General features: G+C 51.8%; 22 protein-coding genes. 15 read left to right on the top strand and 7 right to left on the bottom strand.

Annotation, left to right across the window (positions count from 1 at the left end):
• Window positions 1–93: 93 nt before the first annotated feature.
• The 5 genes from HJG54_RS22865 (at window position 94) to HJG54_RS22845 (ending at window position 6,031) form a co-directional block, all read left to right on the top strand.
• Entirely contained in the window at window positions 94–1,386 is a 1,293-nt protein-coding gene (locus HJG54_RS22865) for a branched-chain amino acid ABC transporter substrate-binding protein (RefSeq protein ID WP_316431559.1), read from the top strand.
• A gap of 378 nt (window positions 1,387–1,764) precedes the next feature.
• Complete coding sequence (locus HJG54_RS22860) at window positions 1,765–2,841, top strand: branched-chain amino acid ABC transporter permease (protein WP_035998833.1); 1,077 nt, start codon at window positions 1,765–1,767, stop codon at window positions 2,839–2,841.
• A gap of 10 nt (window positions 2,842–2,851) precedes the next feature.
• Entirely contained in the window at window positions 2,852–4,417 is a 1,566-nt protein-coding gene (locus tag HJG54_RS22855; protein ID WP_316431558.1) for a branched-chain amino acid ABC transporter permease, read from the top strand.
• Window positions 4,417–5,274: an ABC transporter ATP-binding protein gene (locus HJG54_RS22850; RefSeq protein WP_316431557.1), complete on the top strand. Its 858-nt coding sequence runs from the start codon at window positions 4,417–4,419 to the stop codon at window positions 5,272–5,274. The genes HJG54_RS22855 and HJG54_RS22850 overlap by 1 nt, the downstream gene beginning before the upstream one ends.
• Before the next feature lie 49 nt (window positions 5,275–5,323).
• Window positions 5,324–6,031 (top strand): ABC transporter ATP-binding protein, encoded by a 708-nt coding sequence (locus HJG54_RS22845; RefSeq protein WP_316431556.1) that lies wholly within the window; start codon window positions 5,324–5,326, stop codon window positions 6,029–6,031.
• A 95-nt stretch (window positions 6,032–6,126) separates the two neighbouring features.
• Here the strand turns inward: HJG54_RS22845 and HJG54_RS22840 are convergent, their stop codons facing one another.
• Window positions 6,127–7,035, bottom strand: a complete 909-nt coding sequence (locus tag HJG54_RS22840) for a tetratricopeptide repeat protein (protein WP_316431555.1) — start codon at window positions 7,033–7,035, stop codon at window positions 6,127–6,129.
• A gap of 356 nt (window positions 7,036–7,391) precedes the next feature.
• On the opposite strand from HJG54_RS22840, the gene HJG54_RS22835 reads away from it, so the two are divergent.
• Window positions 7,392–9,002 (top strand): hypothetical protein, encoded by a 1,611-nt coding sequence (locus tag HJG54_RS22835; protein WP_316431554.1) that lies wholly within the window; start codon window positions 7,392–7,394, stop codon window positions 9,000–9,002.
• A gap of 97 nt (window positions 9,003–9,099) precedes the next feature.
• On the opposite strand, the gene msrA is transcribed toward HJG54_RS22835, so the two are convergent.
• Complete coding sequence (gene msrA, locus HJG54_RS22830; RefSeq protein ID WP_316431553.1) at window positions 9,100–9,765, bottom strand: peptide-methionine (S)-S-oxide reductase MsrA; 666 nt, start codon at window positions 9,763–9,765, stop codon at window positions 9,100–9,102.
• A gap of 479 nt (window positions 9,766–10,244) precedes the next feature.
• Between msrA and HJG54_RS22825 the strand changes: the two genes are divergently transcribed.
• From HJG54_RS22825 to HJG54_RS22805, 5 genes are all read left to right on the top strand, one after another.
• Entirely contained in the window at window positions 10,245–10,442 is a 198-nt protein-coding gene (locus HJG54_RS22825) for a hypothetical protein (RefSeq protein WP_316431552.1), read from the top strand.
• 83 nt (window positions 10,443–10,525) lie between these two features.
• Window positions 10,526–11,728, top strand: a complete 1,203-nt coding sequence (locus tag HJG54_RS22820; protein WP_316431551.1) for a pentapeptide repeat-containing protein — start codon at window positions 10,526–10,528, stop codon at window positions 11,726–11,728.
• A gap of 286 nt (window positions 11,729–12,014) precedes the next feature.
• Window positions 12,015–12,212, top strand: coding sequence for a hypothetical protein (locus tag HJG54_RS22815; RefSeq protein WP_316431550.1), 198 nt, complete (start codon window positions 12,015–12,017; stop codon window positions 12,210–12,212).
• A gap of 104 nt (window positions 12,213–12,316) precedes the next feature.
• Window positions 12,317–13,381: a pentapeptide repeat-containing protein gene (locus tag HJG54_RS22810; protein ID WP_316431549.1), complete on the top strand. Its 1,065-nt coding sequence runs from the start codon at window positions 12,317–12,319 to the stop codon at window positions 13,379–13,381.
• Between the two features lie 218 nt (window positions 13,382–13,599).
• Window positions 13,600–13,803, top strand: coding sequence for a hypothetical protein (locus HJG54_RS22805; protein WP_316431548.1), 204 nt, complete (start codon window positions 13,600–13,602; stop codon window positions 13,801–13,803).
• A gap of 85 nt (window positions 13,804–13,888) precedes the next feature.
• On the opposite strand, the gene HJG54_RS22800 is transcribed toward HJG54_RS22805, so the two are convergent.
• Entirely contained in the window at window positions 13,889–14,335 is a 447-nt protein-coding gene (locus HJG54_RS22800) for a hypothetical protein (protein WP_316431547.1), read from the bottom strand.
• On the bottom strand, window positions 14,335–14,877 hold the full coding sequence (locus HJG54_RS22795; RefSeq protein WP_316431546.1) for a hypothetical protein: 543 nt from the start codon (window positions 14,875–14,877) through the stop codon (window positions 14,335–14,337). The genes HJG54_RS22800 and HJG54_RS22795 overlap by 1 nt, the downstream gene beginning before the upstream one ends.
• 195 nt (window positions 14,878–15,072) lie before the next feature.
• Between HJG54_RS22795 and ruvB the strand changes: the two genes are divergently transcribed.
• The 4 genes from ruvB to HJG54_RS22775 all read left to right on the top strand — a co-directional run bounded on the left by ruvB (window position 15,073) and on the right by HJG54_RS22775 (window position 20,610).
• Window positions 15,073–16,236, top strand: a complete 1,164-nt coding sequence (gene ruvB / locus HJG54_RS22790; RefSeq protein ID WP_316431545.1) for a Holliday junction branch migration DNA helicase RuvB — start codon at window positions 15,073–15,075, stop codon at window positions 16,234–16,236.
• A 46-nt stretch (window positions 16,237–16,282) separates the two neighbouring features.
• Window positions 16,283–17,095 carry a tetratricopeptide repeat protein gene (locus HJG54_RS22785; protein ID WP_316431544.1) on the top strand — a complete coding sequence of 271 codons (813 nt, stop codon included), beginning with the start codon at window positions 16,283–16,285 and terminating at the stop codon, window positions 17,093–17,095.
• A gap of 75 nt (window positions 17,096–17,170) precedes the next feature.
• Window positions 17,171–17,992, top strand: coding sequence for a prepilin peptidase (locus tag HJG54_RS22780; protein WP_316431543.1), 822 nt, complete (start codon window positions 17,171–17,173; stop codon window positions 17,990–17,992).
• A 644-nt stretch (window positions 17,993–18,636) separates the two neighbouring features.
• On the top strand, window positions 18,637–20,610 hold the full coding sequence (locus HJG54_RS22775) for an ATP-binding protein (RefSeq protein WP_316431542.1): 1,974 nt from the start codon (window positions 18,637–18,639) through the stop codon (window positions 20,608–20,610).
• Here the strand turns inward: HJG54_RS22775 and HJG54_RS22770 are convergent.
• The 3 genes from HJG54_RS22770 to HJG54_RS22760 all read right to left on the bottom strand — a co-directional run bounded on the left by HJG54_RS22770 (window position 20,531) and on the right by HJG54_RS22760 (window position 25,159).
• Window positions 20,531–21,697 carry a hybrid sensor histidine kinase/response regulator gene (locus HJG54_RS22770; protein ID WP_316431541.1) on the bottom strand — a complete coding sequence of 389 codons (1,167 nt, stop codon included), beginning with the start codon at window positions 21,695–21,697 and terminating at the stop codon, window positions 20,531–20,533. The genes HJG54_RS22775 and HJG54_RS22770 overlap by 80 nt on opposite strands.
• Window positions 21,698–21,889: 192 nt before the next feature.
• Window positions 21,890–22,759, bottom strand: coding sequence for a class I SAM-dependent methyltransferase (locus tag HJG54_RS22765; protein WP_316431540.1), 870 nt, complete (start codon window positions 22,757–22,759; stop codon window positions 21,890–21,892).
• 537 nt (window positions 22,760–23,296) lie between these two features.
• Window positions 23,297–25,159, bottom strand: coding sequence for a hypothetical protein (locus HJG54_RS22760; protein WP_316431539.1), 1,863 nt, complete (start codon window positions 25,157–25,159; stop codon window positions 23,297–23,299).
• Between the last annotated feature and the right edge of the window lie 209 nt (window positions 25,160–25,368).

Genomic DNA, 25,368 nt, shown 5'->3' with positions numbered 1-25,368 from the left:
TGCTGCTTTTCTAAGCGGTACAGTTGTGATAAAAGTAATAAGCTAAAACCCTGACCAATACAGAAATTTACTTTTTAACAAAGGTATTCGCCCATGAAGGCATCTCTCAAACGTTCGGCTGTGGTGCTGAGCTTGCTCTCCCTCTGTGTCGGCTGCGCTGGTACAACCACGGCCACTTCGGAAAGCCCAGTCAGTCCAGCAGCCAGTCCAGACGCCAGTCCAACGGCGGCGGCTTCTGCTCCGACCATTGCCACCGATGGCGATGTGATCATTGCGTCCAGCCTACCGATGACGGGTAGTGCGCTGGGCCAAACCCAGACCATCGTTAACAGTATCCAGCTTGCTCTAGAGGAAGTGGATTCCACTGTCTGTGACGGCAAGCTCAAGGTTGGTTTCAGAACCTATGATGACGCTACGGCAGCAGCAGGCAAATGGGATCCCGCTCAGGTTACATCCAACTCCAATGCGATTGTGGCCGACCAGAAAATCGTGGCGGTACTCGGAACGTTCAACTCTGGAGCAGCCAAGCTAGCAATTCCGATTTTCAATCAGGCCGATCTGGTCATGGTCAGCCCAGCGAATACCTATCCTGGTTTGACCAAACCTGGCAAAGGCGAAAAGAACGAACCCGATACCTACTATCCCAGCGGCAAACGCAACTATGCGCGAGTAGTGCCAGCCGACGATTTGCAAGGAGTAATGGCGGCCAACTGGTCCAAGGCGCTCGGTGCCCAGAAGGTTTATCTTCTGGATGACCAGGAACTTTACGGCAAGGGCATTGCCGATGTCTATAAAGCCACTGCCCAGGAAATCGGTCTAGAGGTGTTGGGTCACGAAGGCATTAACCCCAAAGCTAGCGACTATCGCGCCTTGATGAACAAGATCAAAGATCTGGAACCGGACCTGATTTACTTTGCTGGTATCACCCAAAACAACGCCGGTCAGTTGATCAAAGACATGCGGAACGTCGGCATGACCGATGTTAAGTTCATGGGGCCAGACGGCATCTTTGAACAGGCCGTAATTGACGCGGCAGGAAAGGATGCCGAAGGCATTTATGCCACCTTTGGTGGGGTGCCTCCCAAGGAGCTGACCGGCAAAGGTAAAGAGTGGTATGACGCCTACAAAGCCAAGTTCAACACTGAGCCGGAACCCTACGCCGCCTATGGCTATGAAGCGGCTCAAGTGGTGCTGAATGCCCTCAACGAAGTGTGTGAAGCCGATCGCGACAAGATTCGCGAAGCCGTACTGGCCACCAAGGATTTTCCTGGCCTGCTGGGTACCTGGAGCTTTGACGAAAACGGCGACACCACCAGCACCACCATGTCCGGTAATGTCGTGAAAGACGGCAAGTGGGCGTTTGCTGAAACCCTAGAGGCCAAATAAGCTGCTTTCTAACCTATTCCTCAATCATTGGGGCGGATGCTACTAGCGTTCGCCCCTTTCTTGTACCCATTGCTTAGAATGGCCAAAGCGCCCAGCTTCGATACTTTGTCGTTAAAACTTTGTAGTCAAAGTTACGCAGAAGGCGAAACCTAGCCTCTAGACTGAGTGGAGACCCGAATCAGGCGTTCAAACCGTTTCCCAAGCGGATTTCAACAGCAATTAGCAATGATTGCGATTGGTGAACCGGAGTCCTGAACGAGTCGAAATGTCCTATAGTCTTTATTTAACGTCCAAACCTCTCCTGTAAGCGGATAGAGCTTAGCCTAGTTACTACTCTTCTACTCATTTCCATCCGTCGGTTCACTATTACAAATATTTATGAAACCGTGGCAGAAAATCGTTCTGTATCTAGCGATCGTTTATTTTGTCCTGCTATTAGGTCCGATTGCTGGCTTAGATCTACCCCGTATTCTTAAGGAAATTGCTCAGAGTCCGTCGCTACTAATTACGCAACTGCTGGTTGGGCTGATCAACGGTGCGATCATCGCCATCATTGCGCTGGGATACACCCTGGTCTACGGCATTATCGAATTGATCAATTTTGCCCACGGTGACCTCTACATGCTGGGTGGCTTTGCGGCTTTGACGGTGGTAGGAGCCTTTGGTATGCAGGATGGTGCACCGTTTATTAGCGCCATCATCCCGATGCTGGTAGCCCTCTTGGTCGCTGCGGGCATGTGTGCCGGGCTGAATGTGTTAACCGAGCGTTATGCCTATCGGCCCCTGCGCAACGCTCCGCGTTTGGCTCCGTTGATTTCAGCGATTGGGATGTCGTTTATCTTTCAAAATCTGGGGCTATTCTGGGGCGGCTTACGGTCGTTTATTCCGATTATGGGCAACACTGCCGCGGCCCCTAAAAGCTTTCCTGACCTGTTACCCCGCATCGATATCTTTCGTTCGCTGGGGATTGACACCAAAGTGGACTTCACCACCAAGGACCTGATCGTGCTGGTGGTAGCGGTTGTGCTGATGGTGAGCCTGAACTGGTTTGTGCAAAACACATCTGCGGGCAAAGCAATGCGGGCCGTGGCCCAAAACCGCGATGCGGCCAAAATTGTTGGCCTTGATGTGGATCGGGTGATTGTGCTGACCTTCTTGATTGGCGGTGCCTTGGCTGGAGCGGCGGGCTTACTCGTCGGGCTATACAACAATACGATTGTGTTTACGATGGGTTTCACTGCCGGACTGCGAGCCTTCACTGCTGCAGTGTTGGGCGGCATTGGCAACATTACCGGCGCGATGCTGGGAGGCGTTTTGATTGGCTTACTGTCGGCCCTCAGCGATCAGTATCTGTCGAGCCGTTGGACCGATGCCTGGGTGTTCGGCGTATTGGTGCTGATTTTGGTCTTCCGGCCCAGTGGGCTACTGGGTGAAAACCTCCAAGAGAAGGTGTAAGGAGAAACCGATGCAGAACTTCTGGAAAGCACTGCGGGCAAGCAGTATTTTGGGGGCAATTGGAGCCGTGACGGTTCTGCTGTTTGGCGGTTGGAGCAGTGCGGTGGTGGGCTGGCTGCTGGGAACCGCTGCCGGCTACACGAGCAGCCACGATGGCCTCTGGCCTAAACCGAAAATTGGTGCGCAGATGGGAGCCAAAGCCGGGTTGATCCTGGGAATTTGGCTGGCCGTAGCCAGTTTGGTGGAAGGCTTGATTGTGCGCCCCTTATCGGGACAAGCCGCCATTTCCTTTCCTCAGGCGTTGCAGTACGGGCTGCTGGGGTTGGGGATGGCCGTGGTTTGGTCCACCGTGATGTCAACCATTCAGAGCCTCACCGACCCAGTGCAGCGACGCCGCATGACCTGGCTGTTAATGGCGCTGTTTCTGGTCGTGTTTCCGATGGTGGATCAGCGAGCCGCCACCGGCTGGATCGCCACCGTGATTCAGATTCTCATTTTTGCCATGCTGGCTCTCGGACTCAATATTACGGTCGGCTATGCCGGACTGCTCGACTTGGGCTATGCCGCCTTTTTTGCCATTGGAGCCTACACCACCGGGATGCTCTCCTCACCACACCTAGGCATTGAATGGAACTTCTGGATCGTGATCTGGATTGCTGCTGCCGTGGCCGCCATCGCTGGCTTGGTTTTGGGATCGCCCACCCTGCCCCTACGCGGCGACTACTTGGCAATTGTCACCCTGGGCTTTGGCGAAATCGTGCCGATCGTGTTTCGCAACCTGACGGCAATTAGAATCGTTGAGCCGATTTCTGGCTTGTTTGCCACCCTACTCAACCGACCGGAGTTGGCGATTTGTCTGGTGGGCTGCGAAGAGCCGCTGAACCTAACGAATGGCGAAGCGGGCATCAACCCGATTGGTCGCCCTTCTCTGCCGTTTCTTGGCACCTTTCGGTCGGATAACTACCTGCCCTGGTACTATCTGGTGCTGCTGCTGGTAGTGTTCTCAGTATTCATGATCAACCGTCTGCGGGTCTCGCGCTTGGGTCGGGCCTGGACCGCGATTCGGGAAGATGAGCTGGCGGCTAGCGCCATGGGGATTAACCGCGTCAATGTCAAACTGCTGGCCTTTGCCATGGGAGCTACGTTTGCCGGTTTTGCGGGCGCTTTCTACGCCTCCTACATCACGGCAATTTTCCCCAGTGTGTTTGATTTCTCGGTGTCGGTGATTATTCTTTGTATGGTGATTCTAGGCGGCTTGGGCAACATGGCGGGCGTGCTGCTGGGCTGCGTCATCATCATGGGAGCTGACCGGCTGTTCTTGCCACAGTTGGCGCAAGTGCTGAAGGGTTTTCTCAATACCACAGTGCTGCCCAATATTGCCAATCCAGCCTTGCGAGACTTTCTGGCCATCAGCTTTGACCCAATTCAAATGCGGCTGTTCCTGTTTGGCCTGGTGCTGGTGGTGATGATGATCGTGCGGCCAGAGGGATTGGTGCCGAGTGCTCGCCGGAAAGCCGAACTCCGCTCTGAAGATCCGGTGGTGAATGAGTCGCTTGCAGACGTAAGGAGTGTTTGATGTCTCTACTTGAAGCTCAGCAGTTGACCATGCGCTTCGGCGGTCTGATTGCTGTTAATGCCGTAGACTTCATCCTAGAGCCGGGCATGATTGCCAGCCTGATTGGTCCCAACGGAGCTGGTAAAACTACTTTCTTCAATATGCTCACGGGCATCTATGTTCCCACCTCTGGTCGTCTGTTCTTTGAAGACCAAGACATCACCGGTACTCTGCCTCACCGCTTGACCAAACTCGGCATTGTCCGCACCTTCCAAAACATCCGCTTGTTCAACAACATGACGGTGCTGGAAAACGTCCTGGTGGGCCGCCATTGCCGCCTGCAAACTGGGCTGGTGGGCACCCTGCTGCGCCCGCCTGCGGTGAGACAAGAAGAAGCCGAAGCCCGCCGAGCCGCCCTGAATTTGTTGGATTATGTGGGGCTAGGTATAGCAAAGGCCAACGAGTTTGCCAAAAATCTGTCCTATGGCGATCAGCGGCGGTTAGAAATTGCCCGTGCTTTGGCCTCGAACCCCAAGCTGCTGCTGCTGGACGAACCCACGGCAGGGATGAACCCGAACGAGACTGCCGATCTGACGCGCTTCATCTACCGCATCCGCGATGAACTCAATCTAACCATCCTGCTGATTGAGCATGACATGAAGGTGGTGATGGGCATCTCAGACCGGGTCAGCGTTATGGAATACGGCATTAAAATCGCCGAAGGCACTCCGACAGAAGTGCGGGCCAATCCGCGCGTGATCGAAGCCTATTTGGGCAAAGAAGACAGTCCCTCAACTGAAACCGGCCCGCCCGAACCCGACCTCAACCACCGCACTGATCCGCAGCGAACGGTGCCTTCTGAATTAGACGAGAACTAGCGGTGGATTTCCTCGACCTTATTTGACCTGTTATTCATCGTGATCCTCCATGCTTGAACTGATCGATGTTCATACCTACTACGGCAATATCCAGGCGCTAAAGGGCATCTCTATCCACGTTGAACCCGGTGAAGTGGTGACGCTGATTGGCAGTAACGGCGCTGGCAAAACCACTACGCTGCGAACCATCCAGGGTTTGCTGCGTCCGCGTCAAGGCAAAATCTTGTTTGAAGGGCAGGACCTCAGCAGCAGCTCTTCCCCGGAGATTGTACGTCTAGGAATTGCCCAAAGCCCAGAAGGGCGGATGATCTTTCCCCGCATGACGGTGCTGGAAAACCTGGAGATGGGCGCATTCCATCGTCAAGATAAAGCGGGTATTCAAGCCGATATGGAGCGGGTGTTTGCCCTGTTTCCGCGGTTGCAGGAGCGCATTAAGCAAAAAGGCGGCACCCTTAGCGGCGGTGAGCAGCAGATGTTGGCAATTGCTCGCGCCCTAATGGCCCGTCCGCGGCTGCTATTGCTGGATGAGCCGAGTATGGGACTGGCCCCCATGCTGGTCAACCAGATCTTCTCGATTATCCATGAGATTAGCGATCAGGGCACTACGATTCTGCTAGTTGAGCAAAATGCCCGCATGGCGTTGACTGTAGCCAACCGAGGCTATGTACTGCAAACCGGAGAAATTGTCCTCACCGGCAGTGCCAAGGAGCTTCAGGTCAACGAAACCGTCAGGAAGGCGTATCTGGGTGAAGAGTGAGGGGAAGACAGGAGACAGGAGCCAACCAGGAGCCAGAATTAAGCTTTTTTAGCTAGCTGCTTCGCTGATGGAGTGCGATTCTACGGTTTGCGATTCTACGGTTGAGGGGCTGGTTCTGCTGGAGCGGGTTCTGCTGGGGCGGGTTCTGCTTCTGCTGCCGGACTGCTTTCTGCTGCTGGACTGGCCGGAGCGGGGGAAGGAGAGGGCAGCGCTGCGAGCTTGTTGATTTGATCCTTGAATTGGGCTGGAGCCAAAGCCGCCGCTGAGGTGAATAGAGGTTTGGCTTCCTCGGTTTTGCCTTGAGCCTTCAGAACTAATGCCTTACCCAAAATGGGGCGAAAATCTTGCTGGTTGACCTGGGCCGCTTGATCATAAATCGCCATCGCTTCCTCAAAGCGGTCTTGGCGAGCATAGACCTCACCCAGCAAAAGCTGGACTGGTACCACATCAACTGAACCAGGTTGGGCTTTGTTGGCTTCATCTGCCGTTTTGATTGTGTCTTGCAGCAGGCCAATGGCGGCTTCAGGGCGGTCTTGCTCAATCAGCAAATCCGACAGCCCCTTGAGGGCATTGATGTTGCCAGGATGCTTGGCCAGGGTAGAGCGATACAGCTCGGCGGCGGCTTCTCGGTCGCCTAATCGCTGTTTGGTTTGGGCTAGCAGCACCGTGTAGTCAGGTTGATCGGGATTCAGGTCGGCCAGCTTTTGCAGCGGCGGCAGCAATTCTTCCAGCTTGCCCTGCTGAATTCGGGTTTCGACCAAGCCCCGCAGGGCGGTTTGATTATCTGGCTCACGTTGCAGCACTAGCTCGTATCCTTTAGCTTGCGCCTCTAGATCGGCACTTGGCGACCCGCTAGGCCGAGGCGAAGGCGTCGCAGAACCGGCAGGCTTCTGGCTTTGCTGAAACGCACCGCTAAAGGGCAAAATAATCGAGAACCCGACAAAGGCGAGTACCCCAATTGCCATCACCAAACCAGTCAGCCAGCGATTACGCTTGTTAGACACGAGCAGCTCCCAAACTCTACAGGTTCATCACATCTGTTTTACCTAAATTTGGCAAATTCTGATCGCTTAATTTAGTATGAGTAATTTAAACGCTGAGAGAATTCTTTACAGAGATCCCTGATGTTGACAATTGCGATTGTATAAACAGAATGGACGAATCTGAAGGTCAAGAATCTCATAGCCCGACCAGCCCAACTACCCAACTATGTGCTCAACATATGTACTCAACAGCAGAGCGCATTTAATCTGAGTGCTACCCTAGTGTTAAATTCACACTAGACTGTAGTGTGTCAGTTTGCAGATCTGCTGTAGTGCTCAACGGTAGGTGGTTCTATTACCGCTGTCAAGGAGGTTCTATGAGTCCTGACCCGAACAAATCCTCTCAGTCGTCTAAATCGGCTTCGTCCCCCAAATCGCGGACGGAGGCTCAGGCCAATTTAGCCCCCGAAACTTCCTCACCAGCGGAAACCATGACCGACCAATCTTCTAAAGCAACGCTAATTACTCCTCCCACTCGTATGACCACATCCGACGAGGCCGTATCCAAACCCGATGGGCCAGACGCTGTTGGGTCTAGCCAACCCTCTGATCATGCCATTGATGACATTCCTGCACCTATAATGCAAGCAGAGCCTGAAACGCCTGAAGATTCTGGCGATTCTACTGATTCTGATCAGACCGCTTCGCAGAATTCAGCCGCTGAGGTCAACCCTACTGAGCCTTCTGAATCAAGTTCTGAGCCAATTGCTGAGTCAGCCGTAGCCAGTCAGGCCACTGCCGAAGCGGAGTCTGCTGAGGCCAAGCACCCAATTCGCAATTCTGACAGCTCTGAGGTTGGCAGTTCGTCCGATAGCGATAGTCAAAGCAATAATCCAACCGATCATCAAGCCGATAGCCAAACAGCACCTCTGCGGCAACAGCCCATTCCTCCGGCCAGTGAGCCGATGCAGTATCGGGCAATTGGCTTAGTGCGCGGCAAGTATACTCCCTCTGAGGAGCAGTTCACCCGGGGTTCGATTTTGACCGATGATGGAGTGATCATTGACGCCGTTCTGCTGGGACGGGTCATGAGCTTGGTCAAGAAGCACATCAACCTGGACGAATCCCACCTCTGGGTGGTTTATCCCCGCACTAGAGAAAGGGATTTAGAACTGCACATGCAGATTGTGGGCGTGTGGGAGCCAGAGAAATTGAACCGGGCTGGTGGTCTGGGTATGGATAGTGCTGCCCACGCGGATGACGCGGATGAGGCCGATGATCTGGATGACTCAGATGATGCAGATGATGCAGATGATGCAGAGCTGGAGTCTGAAACCGAGCTGGAAGCCGAACTCGATCATTCGGAGCCAGTCGAGCAGGAAGACGCTGAAGCATCGGACTCCGAATCAGCTGCCGAGCAAACTCAGGCCGAGTCGAGCGAGACAGCAGATGCTGCGACCGCACCCGCTATGGGCGTTGCCCTGACTCCTCCCGAAGAATTGAATGATCGCTACTTTTCTGTACGCGGAGAAGTGGTCTATCAATCAGAAGAAGAGCAGCGGTTGCTAGTGAAGATTCGCCGTGCTCCTAAGCAGGGTACAGCCCAGGCACGAGCCTTCAAAGTCGGCCTCAAAGGTACTTTGGCTGGCAAAGCGCTTGGCTACTTCTGGGATCTCCATGTTCAGCGTGAGGAAAATGAGCTAGTCGTGAAAGAGGCGACCCAGATTGGCATGGTACCTCCTCAGAAACGCAAGCGGGACGGCAGCGGTGGCAGACGTCGGGGACCCGGTGGTCCGCCTCGCAGAGGTGGCAGTCAGGCAGGTGGTCCGCCCCGAAAACGCTGGGATAATAATCGTGAGGGCGGGCAGTCATCGAGCAGACCAATGCGGAGTGATCGTCCAGAGCGGTCGGACCGTCCAGCGGCTTCCTCTAACCCCCGGCCTATACCCAAACCGATCAAGCGACGCCCGAAGCCGGAGGAGTCGTGAGAAAGCGGAATCAGTAGAAATCTAAATTAGACCAAGTTGGGGCAAGGAATCGCATTGGTTTCTCTGCCCCATTTGCTTTCTTTGCTCCAAACCTGTTTTATGCCTGTTCAGGCAGTTGAATCGCGTCCGGGAAACACACGCGGGTGCCGCCCAAACCGCAATAGCCACCCGGATTCTTCGCCAGATATTGCTGGTGATAGTCTTCCGCGTAGTAAAACTCTGGCGCGTCCAGGATTTCGGTGGTGATGGTGCCGTAACCTGCCTTGCTCAGAGCCTGCTGATAGGCATCCCGCGATGCGTTGGCGGCTTGGCGCTGCTCGTCCGAGTAAACGTAGATGCCAGAGCGGTACTGGGTGCCTACGTCATTGCCCTGCCGCATGCCCTGGGTAGGATCGTGGCTTTCCCAAAAGAGTTTGAGTAGGGACTCATAGCTAATTAACTTGGGATCGTATACGACCTGCACCACTTCGTTATGCCCCGTCATGCCGGTACAGACTTCTCGATAGGTGGGGTTGGGGGTAGAACCTGCCGTATACCCTACAGCGGTGGAATAGACGCCTTCCTGCTGCCAAAACTTGCGCTCCGCGCCCCAAAAGCAACCCAAGCCAAACATGGCCAACTCCATTCCAGCGGGAAAGGGTGGCTTGAGGGGATGCCCATTGACAAAATGCCGGTCGGGTACGGGCATCGGCTCTGCGCGTCCAGGCAGGGCTGCTTCAGGGGTGGGAATGGTTAGCTTTTTACCAAATCCAAACAGGACCATAATGAAAACCTAGCTTTCTGAAAATCTTTACGCTTCTTAACTTCCATCATAGATCGGCAAACCTAGCTCCACCTGAAAGCCAGGTGAGAAATTACCGATTGGTTTGCGGACAGTTTGCTAGCAGGTCTCCTGACTTGTTTTTCTGACTTGTTTTTCTGATTTGTTTTTCTGACTTGTTTTCCTGACTTGGCATCTGACCTTTTTCTGACTTCAACTGACTGACACCGGCAAATCGCCCGATTAAGATGGATGGATTCCGAAATAAGTGAAGGGGCTTCGCCGTAAGCGGTTCAGCCGAACGGTGGACGAGGGATGCCCATGCAGATAGGTCCTCAAACCAGCGTGAAATTCACTTGAAGATCTCAGTAAATTCGTGAAACGTTAGTGTAGATCTCCGCAGATACAAACCAAGACTGCATCACTAATATGCAGGTTTGCTTCAAGATTTTGTTTCTTCATATCATCAGGACTCGGCAACTATGATTACTAGAACTTCCCCCCGCGTTCGCAACCTATATCTACCAATTTTTGCTGGTCTGTTTACGATCGTGATCACTCAAGTATTCATGACAACACCTGCCCAAGCAACCTGCGAATACCAAGGCCAGATCTACGAGACGGGCGAAACGGTTGGTCCCTATGTTTGCATGCCTGATGGTAGCTGGCAACCACAATAAGCAGCTCAACAAGCAGCTCAACAAGTAGCTCAATCATTTTGGATTTGTTTCGGGAACATTGCCCTATTTCAAGGAGACCGATCGTGTCCTACGAAGAAAGCCCCTGCCTTGATCCCCAGCCCCCCTACGTCACTGAATCTAACGAACGCCCATTCACTGAACCAGAACCACGAGAAAGGTTAGGAGAATCGTCCGTTGCCCCTGCTGCTGCAACTGAGCCTCCAAAGGCCAAGGTTGCGGTTTTTCCGGCCTTGCCTGTGCAAGCAATGCAGCAACGAACACATTTGCCTCAGCGATTTTGGAGTTGGATTGGCCTCAAAGACAAAACCCTATTTGATCTGCTGCAACTGCTCGGTGCCTCGATTGCCGTACCTGTATTTCTGGCGTTGCTCACCTACCAGCAGGCGAAGACAGCGGATGATCGGCAGCGTCACGAGATGATGTCGAACTATTTTGACGAAATGACCGAGCTGATGTTGAACAAAAACCTGGGTGAACCAGAGCAAAACTCTAAAGTACAGTCGATGGCGCGGGCCAGAACCCTGAGTACGCTGCGGCAGCTCGATGGAGAACGCAAAGGTCAGTTGCTCAAGTTTCTGTACGAATCGAATTTGATCGGTCAATGCAAGTTGAGTTCTAAACCAGGACAGCCTACGGCCTGCCAAGTCTCGGTGCTGGATCTGAATGGCGCTCGCCTGAACGAAACCACATTTGATCAGCCGGTGCCTCTGCCGGGGATCAACCTCACTGCTGCCTTTTTGCCGGGTGCTCAGTTGCCGAAATTCGATTTGTCGCGGGCACAGCTCCAAAATGCCACCTTGGAAGGTGCAAATTTAACTGAAGCGCTTCTCAATCAAGCCCAAATGGTGAAAGTACAGTTGGTGAATGCGGTGCTGAAGGATGCCAATCTCTATAAAGCCACACTAAACGGTGCTTTCATGAGAAAAGCCGATCTGAGTGGTGCCACCCTAACGGAAGCGAAGCTGGACCAAGCTGACCTCCAGGACGCCAACCTCAGTAACGCTACGTTGACCAAAGCCATTCTGCAAAAGGCGATTCTGAAGAACGCCAACCTGAACAATGCAGATCTGGCGGGCGCGAATCTGAAGGAAGCCAAACTGACGGGGGCCGATTTGACGAGCGCCAATCTGGAAAACGCGGATTTGAGCGGGGCTGACCTATCGGGCGCTATTCTGACTGAAACCAACCTAAAGGGCGCTAAATGGGACAACAACACCGAGTTTCCCACCGGCTTTGACCGCAAAGGTAAAGGTATGCAGAAATAGACGGCTGCACTTGGCTAGATCGCATGGGTTGATTTAGCCAAGCCCTTTACAACCCAGACACTATCAGTCTTCATCAGCCGCTCAGAAAACAGCCGTCCTACTTCACGAAAATCTAAAAATAAGGCAAAGATTTCTGAATTATATTCGGATCAACCCGTAGATCTACGGAAGTTATTGATAGTTCTGTTCGCTCACTCCAATCTACCAGCTTCGACATTTGCCTGATTCGCCCCACGGTTTGGTGCTCTCATTGCTCCTGTGTTCTCAAATTTCAAGGCCAATACCCATGTCTACGAAAATTGCTTCTGTTCAACGCCCTAAATTATTTCTCCTTCTCTCTGGCGTTCTTGTTGCCGTTGCTGCACCGTTTCTCTTCGCTTTGCCAGCGCGGGCAGAATGTTGGTATGAAGGTATGAGATTTGAGACTGGCGAAAGAGTAGGTTCTTCAATTTGTATGCCTGACGGCTCCTGGAAAGCCGAGTAATCAGTTCAATTTCACCCTCAGCTGGGGAGACACCCAAAAGGTGTGATTTTGGCCTGCTGTCTTATTGACAAAACCATCAACAAATTCTCTAGAAGGCTACCAGGATGGCAATCATTGACATAGATCCGCTTTTTGATGATGACGATGACGACGATCAGGTGAATGACCAAAGAGCAGAACACGCAGCATCACCCTCAGAAGCAAAAAAAGGATTCATTGGTAGAAGTTGGGATTGGTTTTGTGCTGGGATTCGCAGAGAATCTTCGTTCAGTTGGCTAAAATTCACAGCCTCTGCCGCAGTGCCCATTTCTGTTACTTTCTTAACCTTGCAACAAATGGACGCTGCCTCCAATCAACAGCGCCATGAAATCATGTCAACCTATCTTGAAGAAATGAAAGATCTACTGGTTGATAAAGGGCTACGCTTGTCCAATCGTGGTCAGGATACTTCCAATGATGCTGCATCAGAAGAAAAAGAAGCACAAAGGAATGAAGCAAAGCGGATGGCAGAGGCCATTACCCTAAATGCAGCAAGCCAACTATATGAGAATCAATCTTGGCTATCTAAACTTTTACAACAGCCAAATCCAAATGGGGAACATAAGGGAAAGTTAGTCAAATTTCTCTATCAAGCTGATTTGATTGGCGGATGCCCGATTGATAAGAATCTGAAAGTGGACAAAGCCAAATGTAAGTCTGCTGAACTTAAGCTTAGCACCATCAAATTGAATGAAATGATAATGGAGCGGCCTGTAATACGTTTAATAGGAATCGATCTTTCTGGAGCTGATTTGTCTAATTCCAAGCTATCGGGATTGAACTTAAATATGGCGAATCTGCAGGGAGCTACTTTGCAGGAGGCTGCTCTATCTATGGCAGTATTGACTGATGCCAATATGCAGAGAACAAATCTGAGAAAAGCTGATTTAACTGAAGCACTACTAATCGGAACCGATTTAAAAGGTGCCAATTTAAGAGAAGCCACTTTAGTAAACGCTAATTTAAGAGGTGCCAACTTAAAAGATGCTGATTTGCACAAAGCAAAATTAACAGGAGCTAAATACAATTACAAAACAGTACTGCCCGAGGGTATAGATAAAACAGGAATGCTTCGGTGTACTATGGTCTACGATAAGAACTCAAATAAACTGAAGGAATATTGCCAATAGATTAAGTGAGAATCTAGAGAATTGTTGAAAAATAGTAATTCTGTTGAACTAAAGAGCTACAGTTAAGTTAACGAAATTGAAAACCGAAGATTTTAGAATAATCTATCTAGAATCTGCGCTGCATAAAACACAGATAAATAACCGATTCCTAGATTAGTGTATCCACATTGAATATCAAGAAATTATTTAATGCAGAAGTTTACAAGGAATTGATAGCCATGTCTACGAAAATAAATGATTCCCACAACAAAAAAAACTCATTGCTGCTACTGTTTGCCAGCATTTTAATTGCGCTGCTAGCTCAAGTTTTTACAGCTTCCCCCGCACGAGCCGAATGCGTCTACGAAGGCGAAACTTACCAAACCGGCGATACAGTAGGTCCTCTGATCTGTATGCCAGATGGTACTTGGCAGCCGCAGTAGTTCAACCCAATGTCCGGTAAGCCTATAGTGTGGAACTCCTGCCAGCAGGCAGGATGACTGCTCCACGTTTGATAGCTAATGTTGATTATTCCTTCTTTTGTTCTTTCGCCAGTAACACCTTCACTTCCTGAAGCAATTCATTCTGCTCCTGCCGCAAACTTTCCAATCGGTTGAGAACTTCTGTGAGGCGGTCAGGCGTCTCAAGCGCGGGTGGATTGACAAAGCTAGATTGCGGCAAAGATTTGCCAGAAAACGGGCGACTGAGCAAAAACAGCGTCCCCTGCCACAGCCACCGCACCAGCGTCACCGGAAACATCAGCAGCCACAACCACAGTTTCTCGGTTACTCTGGCGATCGCCCGCAGCAGCCCCGACAGCAAAAACAGCAGCAGCAAGATGGTGCCCAGCAACCAGAGCGGATGCATTGCCAACCACAGCAGTGTGGGATACTGACTCAGCCAATCCTGCACTGGGGTCAGCAGCGAATCAAGCAGGCCATTGACGATGCTGTCTTTGAACCCCCACTGAAACATTACGGTTCTGCCCCCAATACCCGTTCCATATTTTGTTGAATCACCTTTCGCTGTTCGGCATCATAGCCCCAGCGGTCCAAAAAGGCTTGATAGTCGCCGGTGCCGGTAGCAGCGCTAGCGTGTAGCTTCTGGGCTTTGTCTGTGACTTCCGGCAGTTTGAGCCGCTCGATCAGCTGTGCTGTGCGAGTTTGTACCCGATCTGACCCTTGAGCCATCTCTTCATTTTGGTTGCGCCGATGAGCAACCGCCATCGCCGAAGACATGGCCAGATTTTTGACCAGCAGTTCGGAGACAATTTCTGGAGAAGACTGCAAGGCCCGAATCACAGCATCCGAGGGATGATCGGCCAGAGAACGCTCATCGGTCAGGTAGGTGACAAAAAACCCACGAGCGCCATTCTCAGTGCTAACTAGGGCAGACAGCGTGGCTTCTAAGGCAGGTTCGGTGAGCTGTTGCTGCTGCATCTGTGCCATTAGCGTCTCGGTGAGGGCAATGGCTTGCTCAAAGCTGATATTGGCGGGAACAGAGATAGCGTCAGTCATGGCTTCAATTCGCTTCAGCGTGTGATTGTAATGGTTGAGCCTAGCTTTATTCTGCCAAGGCAGAGCCACATCTGAACGCAGCCGAGATTAGAAATTTGAGGATTCCTGACCCGAGCCTGAAGGTTTTGCTCCGCGTAATCACGCTAAGATGGGTGGGAGAATAGTCCAACTGTACTGTTGGCAGAAGCAGACCCTATGGCGATTATTTCTTCCAAGCCACAGCCCTCCAATCCAGAGCCAGAGTCAGACCTTGCTTCAGACCTTGCTTTAGAGCAGCGTCAGACAGATAAACCTGAAGCTCGTTCGGTCAAGGTGCCACGACCACCCCACGCAGATGACGAAGAATCGCTGCTGCAGCCGGATGCCAAGCCCGATGAAACCGGCAGGCAAGAAGAAAAAATTCGTCCGCAGCGGCTGTCGGAGTATGTGGGGCAAAAGGCGCTAAAGGAAGTGTTGGATATTGCGATTCGGGCCGCCCAGTCGCGGCAGGAAACGCTGGACCATTTACTGCTCTACGGTCCTCCTGGTTTGGGGAAAACCACAATGGCACTGATTCTGGCTGCCGAGATGGGAGTGAACTGCAAAATTACTACCGCTCCTGCTCTGGAACGGCCCCGCGACATTGCTGGCCTGTTGGTCAGCCTGCAATCGGGGGATCTGCTATTTATCGACGAAATTCATCGCTTGCCCCGCGTCACCGAAGAAATTCTTTATCCGGCAATGGAAGACTTTCGTTTGGATGTCACGATTGGCAAAGGCCAGAGTGCCAAAACCCGCAGTCTGCCATTGAATCGGTTTACGCTGGTCGGAGCTACAACCCGCGTCGGTGCTCTCACCTCTCCCCTGCGCGATCGGTTTGGCCTGGTGCAGCGGCTGCGGTTCTACGAACTCGACGAACTGACCCGGATTGTGCTCCGCACGGCTGAGATTCTCTCGACGCCAATCACCGAAGCGGGTGCTGCCGAAATTGCCCGTCGTGCTCGCGGTACGCCTCGAATTGCCAATCGTCTGATGCGGCGAGTACGGGACTATGTGGAAGTCAAAGCCACCGGGTCTGAAATCACCGAATTCCTGGCGGCAGAAGCCCTGGAACTCTTCAACGTGGATCCCTGCGGCCTCGACTGGACGGACCGTCGCCTGCTGGCCGTGATGATCGAAAACTTTGCTGGGCGTCCAGTAGGTTTGGATACGCTGGCAGCAGCTACCGGCGAAGATCCCCAAACTATCGAAGAAGTCTACGAACCCTACCTGCTGCAAATCGGCTACCTGCAACGCACCCCTAGAGGCCGAATTCCTACCCCTGCCGCCTGGAAACACCTCGGCTATCAGCCGCCGGAGAGCCAGTTGACGTTGATGTAGGAACACCCTATTTGCTCTAACCGCCTCGGCCTGTCATGATCAAAGCATGAGGAAGTTTATTGCGTTGCTACTTTTATTGGCGCTTACGGTGACGGTTTGGGTCGGAGCAGGTCCGGTGCTGCCCTGCTATGCCGACACACCAGCGCCAGAATCGCCAGAAACAATTGCCAATCTGCGGCTAAAAGCCTTTGATGCCACCAATCGGGCCGATTTCGCGACGGCTGAAACCTACTGGACTCAATTGCTCGATCAGCTTCCCAACGAGGCGGCGATCTGGAGCAATCGGGGCAATGCGCGAGTCAGTCAGAACAAGCTAGAAGCGGCGATTGCCGACTATGAGCGGGCGATCGAGCTGGCTCCTGATGCACCTGATCCTTACCTGAACCGGGGAGCCGCCCTAGAGGGCATGGAACGCTGGCAGGATGCCATTGCTGATTACAATCACGTTTTAGAACTGGATCCCAACGATGCTGCCGCCTACAACAACCGGGGCAATGCCGAAGCCGGACTAGGCGAATGGGACAAAGCGCTAGCCGACTACCAGCACGCGGCAGAACTGGTGCCCGATTTTGCCTTTGCCCGCGCCAACTACGCCCTAGCCCTCTACCAAACGGGTCAGACCGACGAGGCGATTCGGCAGATGAAAAACCTGGTGCGCAAGTATCCTCAATTTGCAGATATGCGGGCGGCCCTATCGGCGGCACTCTGGGTGCGGGGTGACCGGGGTGAAGCTGAAAGCAACTGGGTGGCTGCCGTGGGATTGGATAGGCGCTACAAAGATCTGGATTGGGTAGCCCATACGCGGCGCTGGTCTCCGGCAATGGTGCAGGCGCTGGAGAAGTTTCTCACGCTTCAGTGAGGGGAAATCACAACCAACCGATAGCACAGACCAGAAATCGGTCATACTCAAAACGAATCAGTCAGAGTAGTTGCTATGGAATTGATGGTTTCTGCCGTTGTTGGGCTGCTGGTCTTTTTACTCGGTACTGCGGTGGGTAGCTTTCTGAATGTGGTGATCTACCGCGTTCCTGCAGGACTGTCGATTCTGTGGCCGCCGTCTCGCTGTCCCCATTGCCTCAGGCGGCTAAAGGCTTACGATAATGTACCGGTGCTGGGTTGGTTGTGGCTAAAGGGGCGCTGTCGGTTTTGCAAAACTCGGATTTCAATCCGTTATCCGCTGGTGGAAGCTGCCACGGGCATCCTGTTTGTGCTGGTGGTTTGGGCGTTTGATCTATCATTGCCAACGCTAGGATACTGGGCCTTTTTTAGCTGGTTGTTGGCGCTGGCCCTGATTGACCTGGATACGATGATCCTCCCCAATTCCCTCACCCAATCGGGGTTGATTGTTGGATTACTGTTTCAAGCGATCAGCGGCTGGTGGACGAGCGCTAGCTGGGCTGGAGTCGCCAGTCAGTTGATGACGGGCATTTTAGGGGCGGTGGTCGGCATCTGGCTGCTGGATCTAATTACGCTGATTGGCTCTGTAGCCTTGGGACAACCGGCGATGGGCGGCGGTGATGCCAAATTAGCAGCAATGATGGGAGCCTGGTTGGGCTGGAAGCTGCTGCTGCTGGCCGGATTTTTGGCTTGTGCGGTAGGAGCATTTGTGGGCGGAGCAGCGATGGCGCTGGGACTGATTAGCCGTCGCCAACCGATGCCGTTTGGGCCATTTTTAGCCCTGGGTGCGGTACTGGCTGCCTTTTTCGGTCAGGCGTTAATTTCCGGCTATCGGCAGTTGTTTTTTCCTACGCTGTAACTGGGTTTTCCACTTCCTATTTCCACTTCCTAGCCGAGGAAATTTGAGCGTTTGAGATCGATTCTCCCCCTTTGATAGGTTTGATAGACATCGCCTTCCCGCAGGATAGGAGGGGCAGGAAAATCAAGCAGCAAGCTAAATTCAGCATCCCTGAAAGCGTTTGCAGCACGTCGTAATACCATTTCCCTTTAATCGGGCTACAGATTACAGCATTCGATGGGTTGCGGTATGCAGCTTCCGTCATACTGCTTTACAGAAGCAAGCTACAAAACTACGCGCTATGCGCAGGCTCCGCCACCAAAACTTAAAACTCAAAACTTAAAACTAAGAATTGGTATAAATCGCTCCCCAACCCTCAGTCGCGACGCTTGACTGACAAAATTGCAAATTTAGCTCAAATCTTTCTTCCGATGAATGTCAAGCTAGGTGAGGCCAATTAGGATAGAAACGGTCTGAACCGTGTGATCGTTGATTTGGCAATGCTTGTTTCTGGCGGGTTTAGCTAGTTAGCAAGTCAATCAGCGGTTCGTTTTGTTTGCTGAAATCGACCATAAGCCTGATTTTGAAACCGTTTTTAGAGACCGTGAATTATTCAACGTATTCAACGTAAGACCAACATAAGAAATGGATGGAGATACCGTTTTATGGTGTCTAAACATGATTTAGCAGCAGATGCCCATAAAACCAGAGAGCAACTGCTAAGCGAATTAGCCATTTTGCGCCAGCATGTTGTGGAACTTGAGCAGGGCATCGCCGATCTAACCCGATCCCCCCACCAAAAGCTGAACCAGGGGAATCGCGAATTAGCCGATTTGAGCACATGGCGAATTTCGCTATTGCAGCAGTTGATGGCATCTTTGGCTGGTGCCCTGACAACCGCTGAAATTGTCGATATTCTTTTACACCAGGGGTTGATCGCCCTGAAGGCAGTGCGGGGCTGGGTAGCTCAGCGTAGCGCTGATCCCGAAACGATTGAAATTATTAAAACGATCGGCTGTTCGCCAGCGGAAATGGAAACCTACCGCTCGGTGCGGTTGAGTCAGGCAACACCAGCTACCGACTCGATCCGAACTGGGCAGATGGTGCTGGTTCGTTCTCTAGAAGAATACCGTCAGCACTATCCAGACCTAATTGAGCAATTTATGGCCTCTGGCAGTCAATCGCTGGTGTCGCTGCCGCTGGTCATCAATGGTCAGGTGATGGGATCGCTCGGCTGGAGCTTTGCCCAACCGCAGGAGTTTGATGAAGGCGACCGGGATTTCATGATGACGCTGGCTCGCCAGTGTGCCCAAGCCTTAGAGCGCGCCCAGCTCTACGAGGCAGAACGGTTAGCCCGTGAAACGGCTGAAGCGGCTAATCGAGTCAAAGATGAGTTTCTGGCCGTGCTGTCCCATGAACTGCGGTCGCCACTCAACCCCATCCTCGGATGGACTAAAATGCTGCGGTCGCGTCAGTTTGATGCTCAGATGACCAACCGCGCTCTAGAAGCCATCGAGCGCAATGCCAGACTGCAAGTGCAGCTAATTGAAGACCTACTGGACATATCCCACATTTTGCAGGGCAAGCTGCGGCTGAATATCTCTGTTGTGGATCTGAGGACAGTGATCGAAGCCGCACTGGAGTCGGTGCGGTTAGCAGCAGAGAGCAAATCGATTCACCTCCGCTTTTTGAGCGAAGCAACAACGGCGCTTTGTGTCGCTGGCGACGCCGTTCGCTTGCAACAAATCATCTGGAATTTGATCTCCAATGCCGTCAAGTTTACCCCCAGTGGTGGGGAGGTTGAGGTGCGGCTGGAGCAGGTCGGGAAGGGTGGGGGAGATGAGGGAGATAGGGAAGCCGTCTCTTCAGCCTTGGCTTCTTCTCCTGCTACGGTCTCGCCCTCCTGCTATGCTCAAATCGCCGTCATCGATACGGGGAAAGGGATTGATCCGGTGTTTTTGCCCTATATCTTTGATTATTTTCGACAGGCGGATAGTACGATTACGCGCCAGTTTGGTGGTTTGGGGCTGGGATTGACGATTGTGCGGCATTTGGTGGAGCTGCATGGCGGCACAATTCAGGCTGAGAGCCAAGGGGAAGGGCAGGGAGCCACGTTTCGCGTCTGGTTGCCGCTGTTGCAATCGACTCGGCGGGCTTCGACAGTAAGGCAGCCTATTCCTTCTACGGCAGTGGCTCAGCGACTAAACCAGGTGCGAATTCTGGTTGTAGATGATGATGCGGATATGCGGGAGTATGTGGAGGTGGTGCTGCAAATGGCCGGAGCACAGGTGGTGCTGGCTGGCTCGGCTGGAGAAGCCTTGGCCAAACTGCCTCGGTTTCAGCCGCATGTGTTGATTAGCGATATTGGGTTGCCCAATGTGGATGGCTATCGGCTGCTGCGGCAAATTCGCACGCTGGTCCCAGAACTGGGTGGACAGGTGCCGGCGATTGCATTGACGGCCTATGCCGGTGAATACAATCATCAGCAGGTTTTGGCATCAGGGTTTCAGCTCCATATTGCGAAACCTGTAGAGCCGGAAATGCTGGTGGCCGCAATTGCTAACTTACTTGCCAATCCTGCACCCGTGCCCACTCTCGCATCGGATCCGTCAACGGCCTCGCAAGCAAATCACCCCTAAACCGGACCTGAACTGTAATAGTTTGGTTCGGAATACTGTAGATGTGGAAACTGCCGCCACAGAGTTCGGTGATACGCTTGCTGATAATGACTCCTAGCCCCAGTCCTTGCTGTTCGTAGTGCTTCCGGTTGAACTGAACATAGGCCCCGATGTTGGCAATTTGTTCTGGCGTCATGCCCCGCCCTTGGTTTGTCACCCGCAGCACAAACTCATTGGCCTTCTGGGTGATTTCCACAACTACAGGCGTCTGGGCAGCGGAAAACTTAAAGGCGTTATCTACCAATTCCTCCACAATTTTTTGCAGATATGGTTCACCGATAGGCACCTCGCCAATGCCTGGATCGCTATGGGTTTGCAGCTGGAGGTCGAGTAGGCGGCCTGTTTGCTGAGCAACCTGTTGAGCGGTGGCTTGAATGATCGCCGCGGCAGACTGCACCTTTGGAATTTGCAAGAATTGTGCCTGTTCTGGATGATGGGCAATGAGTTCCAGTTTACTGTAGAGCACAAAATTTTTTAGCAGATGATGGAGTCGCAGTGCTGAGGTGTGAATCGCCTCACCGACTTCCTGAATTTCAGCCTGATCGAGGCTATCGTAGTCGCGCAGCAGCTCAGAAAATCCCAGGATTCCGTTCAGTGGTGTATACAGCTCATGGGGCAGAGATTGAGCAATGTTGAGCCGCACGTTTTCCAGCTGTTTTTCGGACTTGGCTTGCACAACAGCCCGCTTCTCGAATCGGCGGCTGATCGTGTTGAGTAGTTCAGGGACAGTACAAGGCTTTGCCAAGTAGTCATCGGCTCCCAAGTTCATGCCCTGACGCTGATCGGCCTTGGTGGTGCGAGCCGTCAGGAACACAAACGGGATCGTGTTGGTTTCGGGATGTTGTTGCAGCGATTCCAGCACTTCAAAGCCATCCATTTCGGGCATGGATACATCGCAGAGAATTAGATCAGGCAGATGCTGGAAAGCCAGTGCGACACCAATAGCGCCATTAGCAGCCGTCACAACCTGATAGCCTTCCAGTTCCAGCACGTCGCCAATCGATTCGCGAATAAAAGGATCATCTTCAATCACCAAAATTGTCTTCATCACCGTCTCTCTGCGCTAGCGGTTTGCCAAACGTGAGGCTAAAGGGGGTGTCAATCTAACTGGGTGCCGTGCTGGCAGTCCAGCTTTAGAGTTCCCCGCAGTTGGCATGGCAGTGCACGCAGGAGTTGCAATCCAAAAATTGGGTTGAATCTGTTGAATCTATGGACTGGTTGTACCTCCAAGTCAGCTGCACTATTTCTCAAGCACAAGCGCCACATAGCGGGAAACTTGCTGCAAGGAAGTATGAGCATCGCTGTAGTGACGAAGAATTGCCCAGTCGTCCGCCGAGAAATGGCGCAGGGGCGGGTGAAATTGGCAAAATTTTTCGAGTTGAGCAGGATTCAAACTAGCTTGGACAAGATTTTGCATTCGCTTGTAGCTCATTTGGGCTACTGGCTTCGTCCAATCGATCAGTTCGGTTTGGTGAAATCCTAGTTTTGTCGCAGCTTCTAAATATTCTGCAACTGTCCATAGGTCGTCGAACTGCCAAATGGATTGAACTACCTTGCCATCTGGTGTTTCTAACAATTGCCTGGAACTGGCATCGTTCCACATAAAATCTACAATTACGATGCGGCCACCTGGCTTGAGCACGCGATTAGCTTCCTGAAGAAACTGCAACCGATCAAAATGAAAAGCCGCCTCTAGGCAATGAATTCGCTCAAAGGACTGATCCGCGAAAGGTAGAGCTTCAGCACAACCGACTTGATATTGCAAATTGCGGGTGTTGCCATATTGCAGCTTGGCAACCTCAACATGGCCTGCTAGCATATCCAGTCCTGTAATCATTGCCGTTGGATATTGCATTGCTAGCAAAAAGGAGCTTTTACCCTTTCCGCAAGCTACATCCAAAACCTGCTGATTAGCTTCTAGATGCAGAAGTTTAATCGATCGTTGCACCAGCCGTTCTTGCGCAATATCAGCCCGAAAGGGATAAATAAACCAGTCCCACGGCCTACTGTAACCAAGGTTGAGCAGTTCTCCCCAACCGCAGGCCCGCAGTAACTGAAAGTAGACGTTGGATCCATCATAGGCCTGCTGAACAGAAGCAGATTTCACCATTAGATTTTGTACTCCGATTAAAAGAATTTTTTGGCGTTACCAGTTGCTCAAGGAGTTAACCTCTAGCAATCTCAGTAGATCAAAGCTGAATTCATTTGGATCACTAGACTTGGGTTGGCTCCCCCCCAATCCCCCTTCATAAGGCTACGGTGTCCACACCAGTCGAAGATCCCCCCTAACCCCCCTTACCCAAAGGGGGGAACCGTAGGCGAAGCCTGGCGCAGCCCATACCAATCAGGGATTGAAGTCCCCCTTATCAAGGGGGATTTAGGGGGATCAAACCCTTGCATTGAGCCGCGATCGAGATCTGTGTACACGGTAGCTTCATAAGGGAGACGGCCAATCATTGTTGGTTTGCGATCTACTGAATCTATGTAAAGCTAGTAATCCATGTAAAGCTGTAGCTTATGAAAAAGACCGATGAGAAATAAGTTACAGCACATCGGTGAGTATTCTGCAAAAATTGACTCAAAAATCTAAATAATGCTGCAGAAATACGAGCAATTCGTTCACTACCGTGACTTTTTGGCTAAGTTTTTAGCCTACGGCTGCCAATCCTCCGGCGGCGGCTGAGCTGAGTGCTGCAGTTAGGGTGATCAAAAACAGCCACCAAGCTGCCACAAGCGCCATTTTTCGTGCCAATTCCAGACGGTGCTCAACCTGCTGTTGCCACTGCTGCAGCTGCGATTGCATGGTTTGTTGTACCGTTTCAAGATAATGCTGCGTCTGTTGCTTTACCCAGCCAATTTGGGACTGGAGGACAGTTTGCGTAGATGAAGGCAGGGATGATAATGGTAGTCCTTCTAGCAGCACGGCTTCACCTCGTCTGAGTTGCTCCTGCCATAGTTGGGTTAAGGATTGCCGCCACTGCTCTAATCCAGCCGTTAGCGTTTTCTCGCTCATGGGCTGGCGCAGGGTATGCCATAGATCCTTGACCAACTGCTCAGACTGAAACTGAGCCAACCAATGAATCAAATTTTGCTTGAGCTGATCGGTTGCGTTGGGGAGGTCCAGCGTTGACTCCAGATAAGCAGCCAGCTTCTCGATCAAGGCATCGGGAGGAAGCGTTGAAGAGTTTTCCGGATCGGGTTCTGAGATGGATTCGGCAGAAGGGGGTTGATTTGTCATAACATCCATGACATTAGCAACAACTGCCGTTCGTGTCCAAATTCGTTCGATACTCTGCAAAATCTGCTGCCGCTGCTTTTTACTCAGACCCTTACGGCGACTCAGTATAGCAGCAAGGCTAGTTGAGTCAAAGGCAGGCAGCTCAAACGACGCCAGTTGGGTTTTCGCTATGGTCAACAGCTTTTTCAGCTTGCGTTCAATTCGCTTAGGCGTCAACTTTTTCAGATTAGTATAACGAAGATAGGACTCTAATTGACTATATAATTCACTGATTAGCTGATTTGGTGATTCACTAAGTGTTTCAACTTGACTGGAAAGTGGACGGGTTTGGTCAGTGTTCTGCGTTACAAAATCTTTCCCTTTTGCTTGATCTTGCAGTTCTTCATTACGTTCAAGCTTCCCATCCTCTAATTCACTCTCAGACTCATTTTGCTCACCTGGAGTAGATTGTTCAGCCTTTTGCGCAATGACTTCCTGCCAAACCTCTTGCAAAACATTCACTGCTTGTTGCAAGGCTGCATCACTGACCTGAGCGCGCTGCTTTATTCGCTGCTTTGTCATCGCTGCATCAAAGGGTTGAGCCGAACCAGAACCCCGCAGTTCAGGGGACTGTTCAAGCCAGGTTTTCAAATCTTGCCGCATCGTCTCCAAACTCAGCAGGGGCAACTTGGCTAAATAATTCTCTAGCGTTTGCTGTAGTTCGCTCGTATCCACTACTACCTGCACCTGTTGCCGCAGTGCCGCTATTGTTTTTCGGTCTAGGCTGATCTGATTCCAACCCAAGCCATACCGCACTAGATTTAGCAAGCCCCTCACACCCGTTACGGTAAATCCTAGAAGCTGGCTGACTAATGTGGAGATCGCAGCCGTGCTCAGCCACAGCAAAATTGCAAAATAGGCGGCCCAAATCACCATTCCCACAACCACACCTGCAAACCAGTCGTGCACCTGAGCAAAGCGCACCGCCAAAAAACAGGCGACAAATAACACGCCATCGATGGTAAGTAAGATTCCCAGACCGGTTAGGGTAGCCATACTGGGAATTAATCGCGGTGTCTCTAGTGGCGATTTCGATTTGCTGCTCAATCCCGTATTGCCAAATCGATAGAGACTCAGACCAATAGCAACGCCTAGGTTGGTCAGCATCAACTGAACGCCATAGGCAATTAGTAATCCAACAATTAACGCTGCGATGATTTGACTCGCTACCGCTGAGCTACTACTCCAGCTCATATCGGGTGAATAGAAATTATGCAGTGTGTCACCCAGCATGGCAAATTAAAAGGTTAGCTTAAGTCTGCCTTCGCAGACATTGTTTATGCGGATATTGTTTGTGTAGTTGCGGTTTTACCACTAGACAAATAAAGTTACACATCGCATGAAAGACCAACCTTCCAGAAGTTTGTATCTGGCAAGCTGTGTCAAGCCATGTCTAGCAATTTGCGTTCAGCAATCTGCATTCAGCAATCTGCATTCAGCAA

The organism is Leptolyngbya sp. NK1-12, assembly GCF_032598965.1.
Lineage (GTDB): Bacteria > Cyanobacteriota > Cyanobacteriia > Elainellales > Elainellaceae > Elainella.
The sequence above is the reverse complement of the archived record's forward strand: the minus strand, read 5'-3'. Positions and strand labels throughout refer to the sequence as shown.

Excerpts from the sequence above, each read along its gene's own strand:
- HJG54_RS22860 (WP_035998833.1), top strand. The coding sequence starts at position 1,765 with ATGAAACCGTGGCAGAAAATCGTTCTGTATCTAGCGATCGTTTATTTT.
- HJG54_RS22770 (WP_316431541.1), bottom strand. The coding sequence starts at position 21,697 with ATGAAGACAATTTTGGTGATTGAAGATGATCCTTTTATTCGCGAATCG.
- ruvB (WP_316431545.1), top strand. The coding sequence starts at position 15,073 with ATGGCGATTATTTCTTCCAAGCCACAGCCCTCCAATCCAGAGCCAGAG.
- HJG54_RS22845 (WP_316431556.1), top strand. The coding sequence starts at position 5,324 with ATGCTTGAACTGATCGATGTTCATACCTACTACGGCAATATCCAGGCG.
- HJG54_RS22805 (WP_316431548.1), top strand. The coding sequence starts at position 13,600 with ATGTCTACGAAAATAAATGATTCCCACAACAAAAAAAACTCATTGCTG.
- HJG54_RS22855 (WP_316431558.1), top strand. The coding sequence starts at position 2,852 with ATGCAGAACTTCTGGAAAGCACTGCGGGCAAGCAGTATTTTGGGGGCA.
- HJG54_RS22765 (WP_316431540.1), bottom strand. The coding sequence starts at position 22,759 with ATGGTGAAATCTGCTTCTGTTCAGCAGGCCTATGATGGATCCAACGTC.
- HJG54_RS22780 (WP_316431543.1), top strand. The coding sequence starts at position 17,171 with ATGGAATTGATGGTTTCTGCCGTTGTTGGGCTGCTGGTCTTTTTACTC.
- HJG54_RS22810 (WP_316431549.1), top strand. The coding sequence starts at position 12,317 with ATGGCAATCATTGACATAGATCCGCTTTTTGATGATGACGATGACGAC.
- HJG54_RS22785 (WP_316431544.1), top strand. The coding sequence starts at position 16,283 with ATGAGGAAGTTTATTGCGTTGCTACTTTTATTGGCGCTTACGGTGACG.
- HJG54_RS22850 (WP_316431557.1), top strand. The coding sequence starts at position 4,417 with ATGTCTCTACTTGAAGCTCAGCAGTTGACCATGCGCTTCGGCGGTCTG.
- HJG54_RS22800 (WP_316431547.1), bottom strand. The coding sequence starts at position 14,335 with ATGTTTCAGTGGGGGTTCAAAGACAGCATCGTCAATGGCCTGCTTGAT.
- HJG54_RS22825 (WP_316431552.1), top strand. The coding sequence starts at position 10,245 with ATGATTACTAGAACTTCCCCCCGCGTTCGCAACCTATATCTACCAATT.
- msrA (WP_316431553.1), bottom strand. The coding sequence starts at position 9,765 with ATGGTCCTGTTTGGATTTGGTAAAAAGCTAACCATTCCCACCCCTGAA.
- HJG54_RS22835 (WP_316431554.1), top strand. The coding sequence starts at position 7,392 with ATGAGTCCTGACCCGAACAAATCCTCTCAGTCGTCTAAATCGGCTTCG.
- HJG54_RS22795 (WP_316431546.1), bottom strand. The coding sequence starts at position 14,877 with ATGACTGACGCTATCTCTGTTCCCGCCAATATCAGCTTTGAGCAAGCC.
- HJG54_RS22815 (WP_316431550.1), top strand. The coding sequence starts at position 12,015 with ATGTCTACGAAAATTGCTTCTGTTCAACGCCCTAAATTATTTCTCCTT.
- HJG54_RS22865 (WP_316431559.1), top strand. The coding sequence starts at position 94 with ATGAAGGCATCTCTCAAACGTTCGGCTGTGGTGCTGAGCTTGCTCTCC.
- HJG54_RS22760 (WP_316431539.1), bottom strand. The coding sequence starts at position 25,159 with ATGCTGGGTGACACACTGCATAATTTCTATTCACCCGATATGAGCTGG.
- HJG54_RS22775 (WP_316431542.1), top strand. The coding sequence starts at position 18,637 with ATGGTGTCTAAACATGATTTAGCAGCAGATGCCCATAAAACCAGAGAG.